Origin of the sequence: Pseudophaeobacter sp. A-200-2 (assembly GCF_041008815.1) — a bacterium.
Taxonomy (GTDB): domain Bacteria; phylum Pseudomonadota; class Alphaproteobacteria; order Rhodobacterales; family Rhodobacteraceae; genus Phycobacter; species Phycobacter gallaeciensis_A.
In genome coordinates this window covers 257,981-272,104 of the sequence record NZ_JAXGFU010000002.1, presented here as the reverse complement: position 1 = coordinate 272,104, position 14,124 = coordinate 257,981, and the positions used below count along the sequence as shown (strand labels likewise).

11 protein-coding genes and 1 riboswitch are annotated in these 14,124 nt (G+C 62.3%); of the genes, 7 read left to right on the top strand and 4 right to left on the bottom strand.

Annotation, left to right across the window (positions count from 1 at the left end):
- Nucleotides 1-93: 93 nt before the first annotated feature.
- From SM766_RS03895 to SM766_RS03880, 4 genes are all read right to left on the bottom strand, one after another.
- Nucleotides 94-1,542: a TrkH family potassium uptake protein gene (locus tag SM766_RS03895; RefSeq protein ID WP_065270831.1), complete on the bottom strand. Its 1,449-nt coding sequence runs from the start codon at nt 1,540-1,542 to the stop codon at nt 94-96.
- Between the two features lie 1,090 nt (nt 1,543-2,632).
- Nucleotides 2,633-3,736 carry a GTP cyclohydrolase FolE2 gene (gene folE2, locus SM766_RS03890; protein WP_065270833.1) on the bottom strand — a complete coding sequence of 368 codons (1,104 nt, stop codon included), beginning with the start codon at nt 3,734-3,736 and terminating at the stop codon, nt 2,633-2,635.
- 183 nt (nt 3,737-3,919) lie between these two features.
- Nucleotides 3,920-5,122, bottom strand: a complete 1,203-nt coding sequence (metZ, locus tag SM766_RS03885; protein WP_368946997.1) for an O-succinylhomoserine sulfhydrylase — start codon at nt 5,120-5,122, stop codon at nt 3,920-3,922.
- 58 nt (nt 5,123-5,180) lie between these two features.
- Nucleotides 5,181-5,257, bottom strand: a riboswitch (SAM riboswitch).
- A gap of 232 nt (nt 5,258-5,489) precedes the next feature.
- The gene (locus SM766_RS03880) at nt 5,490-6,440 is read right to left on the bottom strand and encodes a LysR family transcriptional regulator (RefSeq protein WP_065270835.1); all 951 of its coding nucleotides are present in this window, start codon (nt 6,438-6,440) and stop codon (nt 5,490-5,492) included.
- A 91-nt stretch (nt 6,441-6,531) separates the two neighbouring features.
- Here SM766_RS03880 and SM766_RS03875 point away from each other — a divergent pair, with 91 nt between their 5' ends.
- The 7 genes from SM766_RS03875 to SM766_RS03845 all read left to right on the top strand — a co-directional run bounded on the left by SM766_RS03875 (nt 6,532) and on the right by SM766_RS03845 (nt 14,121).
- The gene (locus SM766_RS03875; protein WP_368946996.1) at nt 6,532-7,596 is read left to right on the top strand and encodes a maleylacetate reductase; all 1,065 of its coding nucleotides are present in this window, start codon (nt 6,532-6,534) and stop codon (nt 7,594-7,596) included.
- A 44-nt stretch (nt 7,597-7,640) separates the two neighbouring features.
- Nucleotides 7,641-8,915: an ABC transporter substrate-binding protein gene (locus SM766_RS03870; RefSeq protein ID WP_368946995.1), complete on the top strand. Its 1,275-nt coding sequence runs from the start codon at nt 7,641-7,643 to the stop codon at nt 8,913-8,915.
- Nucleotides 8,916-9,010: 95 nt separating this feature from the next.
- Entirely contained in the window at nt 9,011-9,730 is a 720-nt protein-coding gene (locus SM766_RS03865; protein WP_368946994.1) for an ABC transporter ATP-binding protein, read from the top strand.
- Nucleotides 9,730-10,437, top strand: coding sequence for an ABC transporter ATP-binding protein (locus SM766_RS03860; protein WP_065270839.1), 708 nt, complete (start codon nt 9,730-9,732; stop codon nt 10,435-10,437). The genes SM766_RS03865 and SM766_RS03860 overlap by 1 nt, the downstream gene beginning before the upstream one ends.
- Complete coding sequence (locus SM766_RS03855; RefSeq protein ID WP_368946993.1) at nt 10,434-11,297, top strand: branched-chain amino acid ABC transporter permease; 864 nt, start codon at nt 10,434-10,436, stop codon at nt 11,295-11,297. The genes SM766_RS03860 and SM766_RS03855 overlap by 4 nt, the downstream gene beginning before the upstream one ends.
- A gap of 11 nt (nt 11,298-11,308) precedes the next feature.
- Complete coding sequence (locus tag SM766_RS03850) at nt 11,309-12,364, top strand: branched-chain amino acid ABC transporter permease (RefSeq protein WP_368946992.1); 1,056 nt, start codon at nt 11,309-11,311, stop codon at nt 12,362-12,364.
- A gap of 2 nt (nt 12,365-12,366) precedes the next feature.
- Nucleotides 12,367-14,121 carry an FAD-dependent oxidoreductase gene (locus tag SM766_RS03845; protein WP_274828307.1) on the top strand — a complete coding sequence of 585 codons (1,755 nt, stop codon included), beginning with the start codon at nt 12,367-12,369 and terminating at the stop codon, nt 14,119-14,121.
- The last annotated feature ends 3 nt before the right edge of the window (nt 14,122-14,124 follow it).

The following is a 14,124-nucleotide window of genomic DNA, read 5'->3' as shown; positions in this document are numbered from 1 at the left end:
TGCGGATTGTAGCAATACAAGGGCCAAACCGCCGCAGGGGGCTCTGTCTGAGGCCCAATCCACCTTACACGACCCCAGAGCTCCGGCGCGGTGTCAGTTGCGCCAGAACCGCAACGTCAGGATCGCGTAGACCGCCATCAGTTCCAGACGCCCAATCAGCATGGCCGCGCTCAGGATCCATTTGGCCGCATCATTCAGGGTGGAAAAATTGCCCGCAGGCCCGATGATATCGCCCAAACCCGGCCCAACATTGGCCACTGCGGTTGCCGCGCCCGAGACGGCTGTGATGAAGTCCAGCCCTGTCAGAGCCAGCCCCCAGGACACAACTCCCAGCGTCACCACGAAGAACATGAAGAAGGAAATCACCGAGCTGAGGACATCCGGCCCGACCGGGCGTCCGTCAAAGCGCGGAATGAAGATACCGTTGGGGGAGCGGATACGCTGGATCTGAACCCGGATCGAGGCAAACAGGATCTGATAGCGGAACACCTTGACCGAACAGGCTGTGGAACCCGCGCAGCCACCGATCAGACCGATGAAAAAGAACACCATGATCAGGAAGCTGCCCCACTCCATATAGTCGACGCTGGCATAGCCGGTGCCGGAAATAATCGAGGTGATGTTGAACAGCGCCTCGCGCAGGGCCTGCTCGGGGTGGTGCGGGAAGATATAAAGCAGCACGCTGGCGGTCACGATGATCAGCACCAGAATAGTACCCAGAAAGGCGCGGATCTGGCTATCGCGCAGCAGCGGCTGCCCCTGCCCGTTGATCAGCTGTACGTAGCGCACGAAGGGCAGCGCCGCCATGATCATGAAGAACGATGCCGCGTATTCGGCCGGACCGGAGAAGGTGCCGAAAGAGGCATCGTAGTTCGAAAAGCCACCGGTCGACATGGTGGTCAGGGCATGCACCAGCGCATCGAACAGCCCCATGCCCAGCACCACATAGACCACCATGCACAGCAGCGTCAGCGCCACGTAGATCAACGAGATCTGACGTGCGATCGTCTGCGCACGGGGCAAAATCTTCCCCATGGTATCAAAAGCTTCGGAGCGGAAGATCTGCATCCCCCCGACCCGTAGCTCGGGCAGAAACACCATGGCGACGACAATGATACCAATCCCGCCGAGCCACTGCAGGATACCCCGCCACAAAAGGATCCCCCGTGGCAGGTCATCAAGGCCGGAGATTACCGTGGACCCGGTGGTCGTCAGCCCCGACATCGCTTCGAAAAACGCATCTGTAAAGCTGAGCTCGGTCGCCCCCATCATCAGCGGGATCGCACCGAACACCGGCAGCGCCGCCCAGACCGAAGTGGTCAGCAGAAAGGTCTGACGAATGCTGAGCCCCTGCCGCACTGAATTGCCACAGCTGAGCGCCAGCAGCCCGCCCGCCAGAATGGTGATCAGGCCGCTTTCAAGAAACACCGGCCATTCGCCCTGCCCATCGTAAAGATCGATCAGGAACGGAAAGACCATCATGGCGCCAAGAATGACGACCAACAGGCCAATGACATATGCGACCGGGCGAAGATCCAACATGACGGGCAGCGTTGGCGCCCCCTGCGCAAAGTGTCAAGTCAAAGGCGGCGTCATGCCTTCTCGGCGTCACTCTTTGCCGCGGAGCGCTCTGGCAGCGCCGGAGGCTTGGACGGCGCGCGTTTTGCCTTGGACGCGGTGGATTGTGCCGGTGCCGCTGTGGTGGCTTCAGCCTTATTCGCCTGTGGCGGAGTGGATGCCGCAGCGGACGGCTTGGCTGTCGCCTTGGCCGCAGCTGTGACCGCTGCGGGCTTTGTTGCTGCCGGTTTGGCCGAGGAAGGTTTCGTTGGGGAGGCTTTTGCCTGTGCGGGTTTTGCTGCTGCGGTCTTGGTGGGTGTTAGTGTCGCTGGTGCAGGCTTAGCAGGCGATGTTTTGGGCGCGGTCGTCTTTGCCGCTGTCGACTTAGGCGTTGTCGCAGTAGGCTTGGTTGTCGTCGCCTTGCGGGCCGCTGCCTTGTTCTCAGTCTTACTCGCAGTCGCTGTGGTGGCAGCCGCCTTGGGCGTTGCGGGTCTGGCCGCGACCGGTTTCTCTACGGCAGGTTTGGCAGCAGGCGATTTGCGCGCCGTAGTCCTGGCCGCCGGGGCGGCTTTGCTTTTGCGTGCCGGACGCCGCGCAGGGGTCTTGGTTTTGGCGGCTGGACTTTCGCCGGTTGCCCGTTTCGCAGGTGTTTTCGCTTTTTGCGGCGCCGGGGCCGGAGCGGCAACAGCAGCCTGTCTGAACACCGCCGTTCCGGCGGTCATCAGTACATGCGTCAGGCGTATCTGTTCATAAGGCGCCTGAACCGCCAGCGCCGTCATCGCACGCCAGCATCGCAACTGTGTCCCGGCAGAATAGCCGACCCATTGCGGCAGCGTTGCAGGCTGATCTTGGAGGATGGGCGAAAAGAACATCGGGAACTCCTTACATCAAAGAGATCCGGCATGGATATCTGGCCAGCAGAAGGATTCCGTAGCCATCTGGGTCCGGACCTGATGGAAGGCTAGCACGAGAATGCGGCAACGCAGCAAAAAAATGCGGCGCTGCAGCGAAAATTCGCGCTTGAGTGATACCTGAACAGGCAGGAGGCGGCGCAACGTGCGCCGCCTCCTGCCTGTTACCCCCGATGGATCAGGGTCGAGAACAGCCCCGGATCAAGACTTGTTTCGGCAAACAATGGCCCTTGGGTCAGCACGCTGACTGCATCGTGGCTGTGCAGACTTTCCTGATGGCTGGCCACCACGCGAAAATCGCCAATGCGCGGATCGCTTTGCAGGGCTTCGCAGAACAGGCGCGCAGCATCCTCGACAAAGATCGGGTTGGCAGCGTTCAGTTCGGCAAAGGCCTGTTCGTCCTCGCGCTTGACCATGACCTGCGTCTCGGTAGGCACCGCGCGGCGGCAATGATCGATCAGATCCTCGAACCACAGGCAGGGGGCCTCGGGGTCGATCTGCACCGACAGCCGCGCCACCGAGCGCTGCGAATGCGGGGTTGCCAGTTGCCCGCGCGACTGGCGCGCGTGTTCCGACAGTTCCAGCGAACAGGGGCAGGTCGAGGAATAGACATAGTCCAGATGCACGATCTTGTTGCGCACCCCGTCCCGATCCACCAGTTCCAGCGCGATATCGTAATATTGATAGCCCGACAGGCCCGAACGCAGGCTGTCGATTTTCACCGGGAAGGAGAACCGCATCTGGATGCGCGCGTCCATGCTGCCGAGATCGCTGAGGTAATCCTCAAGCGCGGCCTCGATCACCTCAAAGCTGAAGGTCTTTTCTGCGTGTTTGTAAAAGGACCGCATGATCCGGGACATGTTGATGCCCTTCTTGTCGGCCTCAAGGCTGACGGTGCCGGTCACGCTGGTTTCCAGCGTCAGATCGCCATTGTCCCGTGTGTGAAAGCGAATCGGCAGGCGGAAGTTGGAGATCCCCACATGCTGGATCTGCTCATTGGCGCCGCGGATCAGGCTGGAGGGGCCGTTCTGCAGGTCGGGCAATGTGGCGCGATAGCCCTCATCCGCCACAAAATCCTCGGGGTAGTTGCGCGACAGATCGGGGTAGTTCTGCACCGCCCGCTCTGGCAGAAGCCGGGCAACGGCTGGGTCAAGCTGCGCAATTTCCGTCTGGGTGGCTGTCGCGGCCCATTGGCGAAGCGTCTCAAGAGCCGCCTCTGCCTCGGTCCGGTCCGGTGTCTCGTCCACGCCGCGCATATGGATATTCATACGACCACTTCCTCCGCTGCTGCTACGCCCCGGGGCGCAGCGATGTTCAGTATTACTCTGTTACGCGGGAAAACACAAAATGGATCAGACAAATACGGCAGGTTCCGGCCCGGAACTGACCCCGCACCACAAGTAAGCCCGCCCCGGCCCGCGAACAACGCGGGCCGGGGCGTCCCCAACACTTCAGCCGCCGCAGGCATCCAATGCCTGCGTCAGATCCGCAATCAGATCCTCCGGATCCTCAAGCCCAACCGAGAAGCGCACCAGACCCGGCGTGATGCCCAGCGCCACCTTCTGATCATCGGGCAGCCGCTGGTGGGTGGTGGTGGCCGGATGGGTTGCGATGGATTTCGCATCCCCCAGATTGTTGGAAATCACCGGAATGGTCAGGGCGTTCAGGAAGGCAAAGGCCGCCTCCTTGCCATCTTTCAGATCCAGCGACAGGACCGTTCCGCCCTTACCACCCAGTTGCCGCTGAACCAGCGCGTTCTGGGCATGATCGACTAGGCCGGGATAGATCGTCCGCGCCAGCTTCGGATGCCCCTGAAGGGCAGTCGCAATCTGCAGCGCCGTTTCGGCCTGTGCATTCACCCGCAGGGAAATCGTCTCCAGCCCCTTTAGCAGCGTCCAGGCGTTGAACGGGCTAAGGGAACCGCCGGTGTGCTTCATATAGGGCTCAACCGTGCCGCGGATGAAATCGCGTGTGCCAAGGATGACACCGCCCAGAACCCGGCCCTGACCGTCGATATGTTTGGTGGCCGAGTAGACCACCACATCCGCGCCTTGTGCGATGGCGTCAGAGAAGACCGGCGTCGAGAACACGTTGTCCACCACTACCGTCGCGCCGACGGCATGGGCGATTTCCGCGACCGCAGCCACGTCGATCACTTCCAGCGTCGGGTTCGACATGGTTTCAAAGAATACCGCTTTGGTGTCCGGTCGTACCGCAGCGCGCCATTGCTCCAGATCGGTGCCATCGACGAATGTCACTTCGACTCCGAAGCGGCTCAGGATGTTTTCAAGGATATAAAGGCAAGAGCCAAACAGCGCCCGCGCCGACACAACGTGATCGCCCGCCTTAAGAAGCGAGGTCAGCGCGCCATTGACCGCTGCCATGCCAGAAGCGGTGGCAAAGGCATCCTCGGCGCCCTCAAGCGCGGCGATCCGCTCTTCGAACATCGCCACGGTCGGGTTGCCATAGCGGGCATAGATGAACTCATCCGGGCCGGTTTCGATGAACCGGGCTTCGGCCTGTTCGGCGCTGTCATATACAAAGCCCTGGGTCAGGAAGATCGCTTCGCTCACCTCGCCCCATTGGCTGCGGCGGGTGCCGCCGTGCACCAGTTTGGTGCGGCTGTTCCAGTTGCTGTCTTTCGTGTCGTTCATGGCACACACTCCTGCGCGTCGGCGCAATAAAAAACCCCATTCGGCCAAGCGAAAGGGGTTCCTTTGCGTCCTGACCTCTTTAGCGGTGTGTTTAACGTGGCCCGCAATCCGGTAACAAATCCCACACGTCCAAGATGGCAAACCTCAGAAATTCGGCGGGACAGAAACCGGAGAATTAACCAATTTCTTTCATGGGGTCTTTGCCGCGACCCTGCCCCTCTCACCAGCAGTTCGATTGGGGCGACCCCAGACGACCGGTAAGGCTTGCGCCTTAACGCAGGCCGCCGCAACTGCGCAAGTCCAAATGCACCGCCCCTCGTCAGATTGAGCAGGCCTCGCACTCGCGTGCCGCCCACACAGGCAGGCGTCACCGTCTCCAGACGGCTTCGCGGCCGCGGACATCGATCCTGTCGGCCAGACCGGAAAACTCACCCTTGAGGAACTTCTGAAACCGGGACACCGCGGGGCGCACCGGGCGGTCGTTGCGCCAGAGCAAACCCAGTTGCCGGTCCGGGTGTTCAAGCTTCACCGGCAGCGCTGTGACCATATTGGACGGTCGCTGCATGAACACCACTGAATAAGGCAGCACCGTCAGCGCATCCGATCCGGACATGATGCGCAGGATCGCCGCCAGCGAGCCGCCAGTAAAACTGACGCGGAAATCGGTGATGCCCACGATCTCCAGCGCGTTCTTCAGATCGGCATAAAGCGGGCTGCCCGCTGGTGGCGCGATCCAGGGGTATTGGGCGATATCTTCCAATCGAAACGTGGATTTACGCGCCAATGGGTGCGACGGCGCGCAGGCAATCACGTTGCGGCCACGCAGGATCGGTTCAAACGACAGCTCTTCCGGGATGTCATCGCCGCGCATCGGGCAGATCGCCAGATCGATGTTCCCCGTCTTCAGCTGTTCAGAAAGCTCCGCGAAATAGCCATAGCTTTGCTGGATCGCCACATCCGGGAAAGCAGATTGGAACGACGCGATCATGTAGGAGATCACTCCATCCATGAAGATGGGCGTCCCGGCGATCCGCGCAGTGCCCGCCTTGCCCCCTGAATAAAGCTCGGCTGCGATGCGCGCCGCCTCACTTGCCTGACCGATCACCCGGCCCTGTTCGGCCAGCGACAGACATAGCTCGGTCGGCCGCAGCGGCCGGATACCCTTTTCAAATAATCGTGAACCGAGCCGCGACTCCAGCATCGCAACCGTGCGCGACAGGCTGGGCTGGGACTTGTTTAGCGCGGCCGCGCCTTCACTTAGCCCGCCCGAGTCGACGATCGCTGCCAGGATGCGCAGGTGATTGGGATCGATGTACATAACATCGTGGTATATTAAATGCCGTAATCTCGATCAACAGACCATTCACTGAGGTTTAACGTCCGGCACAACCGGAGGAGAAAGGTCTGAAATGACACAAGAGGCAGAAACCGCAACAGATGATGTGCGCGTTGTATTCCAGGCTGGGGTGAAGGACATCCTTGTCGCAGAGACTCAGCGGCTGGGCGCGAAAAACGCCCTGGTTCTGTCCACCCCTCAGCAATCCGACGCGGCGCTGGAAATGGCCGAAACACTGGGCGAACTGGCCGCTGGTGTTTTCTGTCAGGCGGCGATGCACACCCCCGTCACCGTCACCAATGCGGCCATGGCCCACGCCAAAGAGGTCGCAGCGGACTGCATCATTTCAATCGGCGGCGGCTCGACCATCGGGCTGGGCAAGGCAATCGCCTACCGCACCGGCCTGCCGCAGATCGTGATCCCGACCACCTACGCCGGCAGTGAGGCAACGCCGATCCTCGGCCAGACCGAGAACGGCGTCAAGACGACGCTGAGCCACCCCGAGGTGCTGCCCGAGGTCATCCTCTATGATCCCGAGCGCGTCGCAACGCTGCCGGTTGCCATGACCGTGACCTCGGCGCTCAACGCCATGGCCCACGCTGCCGAGGCGCTTTATGCGCGCGACCGCACCGAAAAGACGGTGCATCTGGCCATCGACGGGCTGAAGGCCTTCGTCGACGGCCTGCCCCGTGTTCTGGCCGCGCCGACAGACCTTGCCGCCCGCGCCGAGACGCAACGCGGCGCATGGGCCTGTGGCACGGTGCTGGGCCAGGTCGGCATGGCCCTGCATCACAAGCTGTGCCACACGCTGGGCGGCTCATTCGATCTGCCCCACGCCGAAACCCACGCGATCGTTCTGCCCCATGCCATTGCCTATAACGCCCGCGCGGCAGCGACCGAGTTGCTGCCGATCTGCGATCTTCTGGGCGGCGAGAATGCCGGGCGAGCGCTCTATGACTTTGCACAAAAACTGGGGGCGCCGCTGGCACTGCGCGATCTGGGTCTGAAGGAGGAAGACCTGGACCGCGCCGCCGAACTGGCCACCACCAAACCCTACCCCAATCCGCAGCCTGTCACGCGCGACGATATCCGCGCGCTGCTGCAGGCGGCCTGGGCGGGAACACCACCCGCCCACTGAACCGGGGCTTCGCGAACACTTTTGATGACGTCAGGGAGGACATCATGATTACACGCCGTAAACTGCTCAAATCCACCGCCGCTACCGGCCTCACGCTTGCTGCCGGGGGGCTGGCGGCACCAGCTCTGGCCCGGGATGCCAAGATCCGGCTGGGCTATGTCAGCCCGCAATCCGGCCCGCTGGCCGCATTTTCGGACGCCGACCGGTTCATCATCGAGGGTTTTCTAGCCTCGGATGAAGGCAGCAACTTCGAAGTGATCGTCAAGGACAGCCAGTCCAACCCCAACCGCGCCGCAGAGGTCGCCAAGGAACTGATCATCGACGACGAGATCGACATGATGCTCGTCGCCTCTACCCCCGAGACGACCAATCCGGTCGCCACCACCTGCGAGGCCGAGGAAATCCCGGTGATCTCCACCGTGGCCCCGTGGCAACCCTATTTCATCGGTCAGCAAGGCAACCCGGGCGATCCCGGCAGCTGGCGGCCGTTTGATTTCAGCTTCCATTTCTTCTGGGGACTGGAAGACGTGATTTCCACCTTCACGGCGATGTGGAACCAACTCGACACCAATAAATCGGTTGGTGCGATCTTTCCCAACGATGGCGATGGCAACGCCTGGGGCGATCCCAACGTGGGCTTCCCGCCGGTGCTGGACGCGCAAGGGTATAAGCTGACCGACACCGGCCGCTATCAGAACCTCACCGATGACTTCAGCGCCCAGATCAATGCCTTCAAGGCGGCGAATGCCGAAATCGTCACCGGCGTCCCGATCCCGCCGGATTTCACCACCTTCTGGACACAGGCCAAACAGCAGGGCTTCACCCCCAAGGCCGCAAGCATCGGCAAGGCCATCCTGTTCCCGCAGGCGGTCGAGGCTCTGGGCGATCAGGGGCACAACCTGTCCTCCGAGGTCTGGTGGTCACCGAACCATCCGTTCTCTTCCTCCCTGACCGGGCAATCCGCTGCCGATCTGGCTGCAGGCTACAGCCAGGCGACGGGCAAGCAGTGGACCCAGCCCATTGGTTTCGTGCACGCGCTGTTCGAAATGGCGGCCAGTGTCATGGGCCGCGTCGAAGACAGCCGCGACCCGGATGAAGTTGCAGCCGCCATCGCCGCAACGCAGCTGGATTCGATGGTCGGGCGCATCGCATTCGACGGCAAGGGCCTGCCGCCGTTCGCCGCCGCGAATGTCGCCAAAACCCCGCTTGTGGGCGGTCAGTGGCGGCTTCAGGACGATGGCAGCTATGATCTCGTGGTGGTGGACAACTCCGATCACCCGGAGATCCCGACCGGCGGCAAGATGGAAGAGATTTCCTGATCCCATCCTGCCCTCACGGGTCCTGCTGCACGTAGGACCCGCGCCCTCCCCCGGCCTTTTCACACCCCGTCCTGCGGACTGGCAAAGGACCTTTCATGTCGATCCTCTCTCTCCAATCGGTTTCAAAAAGCTTTGGCGCCCTGACCGTGACCGACGATGTCACCTTCGAGGTGCCACGGGGCCAAGCGCTGGGTATCATCGGCCCCAATGGCGCCGGGAAATCGACGCTGTTCAACCTGATCACCGGCAACCTGACCGCCAATTCTGGCACCATCAATTTCGAAGGGCGCGACGTCACCCGCACCTCGGCAATGGACCGCTGCATGGCGGGAATCGGGCGTTCCTTCCAGATCCCGCAGCCGTTCGAAAAACTGACCGTCTACGAAAACCTTCTGGTCGCCGCCACCCATGGCCGCCGCCTGGGTGAGGCCGCCGTGCGGGACGATTGCGCTGATATCCTGGAACGCACGGAGATGATCCGGCGTGCCAACACCCCGGCCGGACAGTTGTCGCTGCTGGAGCGCAAGCGTCTGGAACTGGCCCGCGCCATGGCGACCCAGCCCAAACTGTTGCTGCTGGACGAAATCGCAGGCGGCCTGACCGAGGCCGAGTGCCAGTCGCTGATCGGCACCATCCGGGACATCCACGCGCAGGGCGTGACGATCATCTGGATCGAGCATGTCCTTCACGCGCTCACCTCGGTGGTGGAGCGCCTGCTGGTGCTCGATTTTGGCAAGGTCATCGGTCTGGGTGACCCCGACGCCATCATGGCCAGCCGCGAAGTGCAGCAAATCTATCTGGGGATCGAAGTCTGATGTCATTGCTGGAAACCCATAACCTGACCGCCCACTACGGTGATTTCCAGGCCCTGTTCGGGGTGGATATCACCCTTGAAGAGGCGGAAACCGTGGCCATCATCGGCGCCAATGGCGCGGGCAAGACCACGCTGATGCGCTCGATTGCCGGGGTGCTGCGCAATGCAGCCGAGGCAGTCACCTACGATGGCCGCCCCGTTGGCGCGCAGCCCGCTGATGAAATCATGGCACAGGGCGTCGCCATGGTGCCCGAGGGGCGCAAGCTGTTCCCCTCTCTCTCGGTCGAGGAGAACCTCCTGATCGGCACCTACGGGCGCAAGAAAAGCGGCCACTGGACGCTGAACACCGTCTACGACCTGTTCCCCATCCTGCGGGAGCGCCGCAACAGCCCCGGCACCGCGCTATCGGGCGGGCAACAGCAGATGGTCGCCATCGGCCGCGCCCTGATGAGCAACCCGCGGGTTCTCTTGTGTGATGAGATCAGCCTTGGCCTTGCCCCGGTGGTGATCAAGGACATCTACGCCGCCGTCCCGGCGATCAAGGCGGCGGGCGCCTCGCTGGTGGTGGTGGAACAGGACATCGCCCAGGCCATGGCCGTCGCCGACCGCGTCTACTGCATGATGGAAGGCCGCATCACCCTGTCCGGCACCCCCGAGAGCCTCAGCCGCGAGGCCATCCACGACGCCTATTTCGGAGCAGCCGCATGATCTGGATCGACACGATAATCCAAGGCATCCTTCTGGGGGGCCTTTATGCCCTTTTTGCCGCCGGGCTGAGCCTGGTGTTCGGCATCATGCGGCTGGTAAACCTCGCGCATGGCGATCTGATCGTGATGGGTGCCTACCTGATCCTGTTGCTGGTGACGCTGCTCGGGGTCTCTCCCTTTCTCGCGCTGCTCATTGCCATGCCGGTGATGTTCGTCCTTGGCTGGGCCTTGCAGAAGTTCCTGCTGAACCGGACGCTGGGCGATGACATCCTGCCGCCGCTGCTGATCACCTTTGGCCTGTCGATTGCGCTGCAAAACGCGCTCTTGGAGGTCTTCTCCGCCGACAGCCAGCGCCTGCCGCCCAACGCGCTGACCACGGCGTCGGTGCAGATGGGGCCGATCTCGCTTGGCGTGATGCCGCTGCTGACCTTTGCCTCGGCCGTTCTGGTCATCGTCGGGCTGAACCAGTTGTTCTACCGGACCGAACTTGGGCGCGCCTTCCGCGCCACCTCGGATGATCCGACCACGGCCAGCCTGATGGGGATCAAGCCCGCAAACATCTTTGCGACCGCGACCGGGATCGCATTGATCATCGTGACCATCGCCGCCCTGTACCTGGGCCTGCGCGCCAACTTCGATCCCAACATCGGACCGGCCCGGCTGATCTATGCCTTCGAGGCGGTGATCATCGGCGGGCTTGGCTCTCTCTGGGGCACGCTGGCGGGCGGCATCATTATCGGTGTGGCGCAGACCCTCGGAGCCGCGATCACCCCGGAATGGCAAATCCTGGCCGGGCATGTCGCCTTCCTTCTGGTGCTGCTGATCAAACCGCGGGGGCTGTTCCCCCGGGCACACGACTAAAGGGGGCAGACATGACATATACTGTATCCACCCGAACCCCAGTCTCGCGCATCGCGGCAATTCTTGGCCTTGGCGGCACGCTGATCTTGGCGGCCCTGCCCTTCTTTGCCGGGCGCGGAACCATTCAGGACATGTTCTTTATCCTGACAATGCTGGTGCTGGCGCAGTTCTGGAACCTTCTGGCGGGCTATGGCGGTCTCGTCAGCATCGGTCAGCAGGCATTCGTCGGCATGGGCGCATATGCGCTGTTTGGCGGCGTGATCCTTTGGGGACTTGATCCGATTTCCGCCATCCTTCTGGGCGGCATCGCGGCGCTGGTGATTGCCGTGCCCACCGCATTTTTCGCCTTCCGCCTGAACGGTGCCTATTTTGCCATCGGCACCTGGGTCATCGCCGAGGTTGTCCGCCTCAGCGTCGCCCAGTGGAAGACGCTTGGCGGCGGCACCGGCACCTCACTGCCGCGCAGCGCCACCCGCGACATGTGGCTGGTCGAGATGATCGAAGAGGTGCTGGACGTGCGCTCCGCTGCGGCGCGCGATATCCTCGCCTATTGGCTGGCGCTGGTGCTAGCGCTGGCGACGATCGGCGGCATCTACTGGCTGCTGCGCAGCAAGAACGGACTGGCCCTCGCTGCGGTGCGTGACAACACCGAAGCGGCCAAATCCGTTGGCGTCGACGCCGGACGCATGAAGCTGATGGTATTCCTGACCTCGGCCTTTGGCACCGGCCTCACCGGGGCGCTGATCTACCTGCAAAAAGCCCGGATTTCGCCCGACGCCGCCTTCAGCGTCACCGACTGGACCGCCTATGTCCTGTTCATCGTGGTGATCGGCGGCATCGGCACCATCGAAGGTCCGATCCTAGGCGTTCTCATTTTCTTTGCGCTGCAATCCCTGCTGGCCGATTTCGGCAGCTGGTACCTGCTGACGCTGGGCCTTCTGGCCATTGCCATCATGCTGATCGCCCCGCGTGGGCTCTGGGGACTGATCTCCGAGCGCACAGGGCTGCACCTTTTCCCAATTCGCCGAACCCTTCGGGGCGGCAAACTATCACCATCGGAGGAATAAACATGGCTGACATCACCACAGAGGTTCTGATCATCGGCACCGGGCCTGCAGGGTCGGTCGCGGCGGCACTGTTGTCGAGCTATGGCATCGAGAATGTCGCGATCAACCGCTATCACTGGCTGGCCAATACCCCGCGCGCCCATATCACCAACCAGCGCACGATGGAGGTCCTGCGCGATCTGGGCAAAGAGGTCGAAGACGAGGTCTACCTCAACGCGATGGACCAGAGCATCATGGGCGAGAACGTCTTCTGCGAAAGCCTCGCCGGTGAGGAAATCGGCCGGATGAAATCCTGGGGCACCCATCCCCTGTCCAAGGCCGAGCACATGCTCTCCTCGCCGACCTTCATGAACGATCTGCCGCAGACCTTTATGGAGCCGATCCTCTTCAAGACCGCCTGCAAACGCGGCACCCGGGCACGGATGAGCACCGAGTACAAAAGCCACGTGCAGGACGCTGAAGGTGTCACCACCACCTGCTATGACCGGATGACCGGGCAAGAGTTGACGATCCGCTCGAAATATCTGATCGGCGCCGATGGTGGCAATTCTCTGGTGGCCGAGAATGAAAACCTGCCCTTCGAAGGCCAGATGGGCGTCGGCGGCTCGATGAACATCGTGTTCCGGGCTGACCTGTCCAAATACGTCGCCCATCGTCCTTCGGTCCTTTACTGGGTGATGCAGCCCGGCGCGGATGTCGGCGGCATCGGCATGGGGCTGGTGCGCTGTGTGCGCCCGTGGAACGAATGGCTGATCGTCTGGGGCTATGACATCAACGAGCCCGCCCCCAACGTGGATGAGGCCATGGCGACGGATGTGGCCCGGCAGCTGGTGGGCGATCCCGAGCTTGAGATCGAATTGCTCAGCGCCAACACTTGGACGGTGAACGACACCTACGCCACCCAGATGTCGCGCGGACGTGTCTTCATCATGGGCGACGCCGCCCACCGCCACCCGCCGTCGAACGGTCTGGGCTCCAACACCTCGATCCAGGATGCCTTCAACCTGGCGTGGAAACTTGCCGCCGTGGTCAAAGGTCAGGCCGGGGAACGGCTGTTGGAAACCTATTCCGAAGAGCGCGCCCCGGTGGCCAAGCAGATCGTCACCCGCGCCAACCAGTCCATCGGCGAATTCGGTCCCATCTTCGAGGCCCTTGGCATGACCGGCGGCACCGACATTACCAAGATCAAGGCCAATATGGACGCCCGCTGTGACTCCACCCCCGAAGCCGAGGCCCAGCGCGAGGCGCTGAACAAGGCCATCGCCTTCAAGAAGTACGAGTTCGATGCCCATGGTGTCGAGATGAACCAACGTTACCGGTCAGATGCGACCGTGACCGATGGTCAGATCGAGCCGGATTTCAAACTGGATGCCGACCTGCACTACCAGCCGACCACGTGGCCCGGGGCACGCATTCCCCATGCCTGGTTGTTCGACGCGGCGGGTCAGAAACATTCCACCCTTGATCTGGCGGGCGGCGGTGCCTTCACCATCTTTACCGGTCTTGGCGGCGAAGCCTGGGTCGAAGCGGCCAGCAAGATCGCCAAGGAGTTCGGCATCACGCTCAACGCCCATGTCATCGGCCCGCGTCAGGAATACATGGATTACACCGGCGACTGGGCCCGCGCCCGCGAGGTCGGCGATAGCGGCTGCATCATCACCCGCCCCGACCAGCATGTCTGCTGGCGTCACGATGGCGCGCCCGACAATGCCGAGGCCGAGCTGACCCGCGTCTTCAAAACCATTTTGGCCCGATAGGAG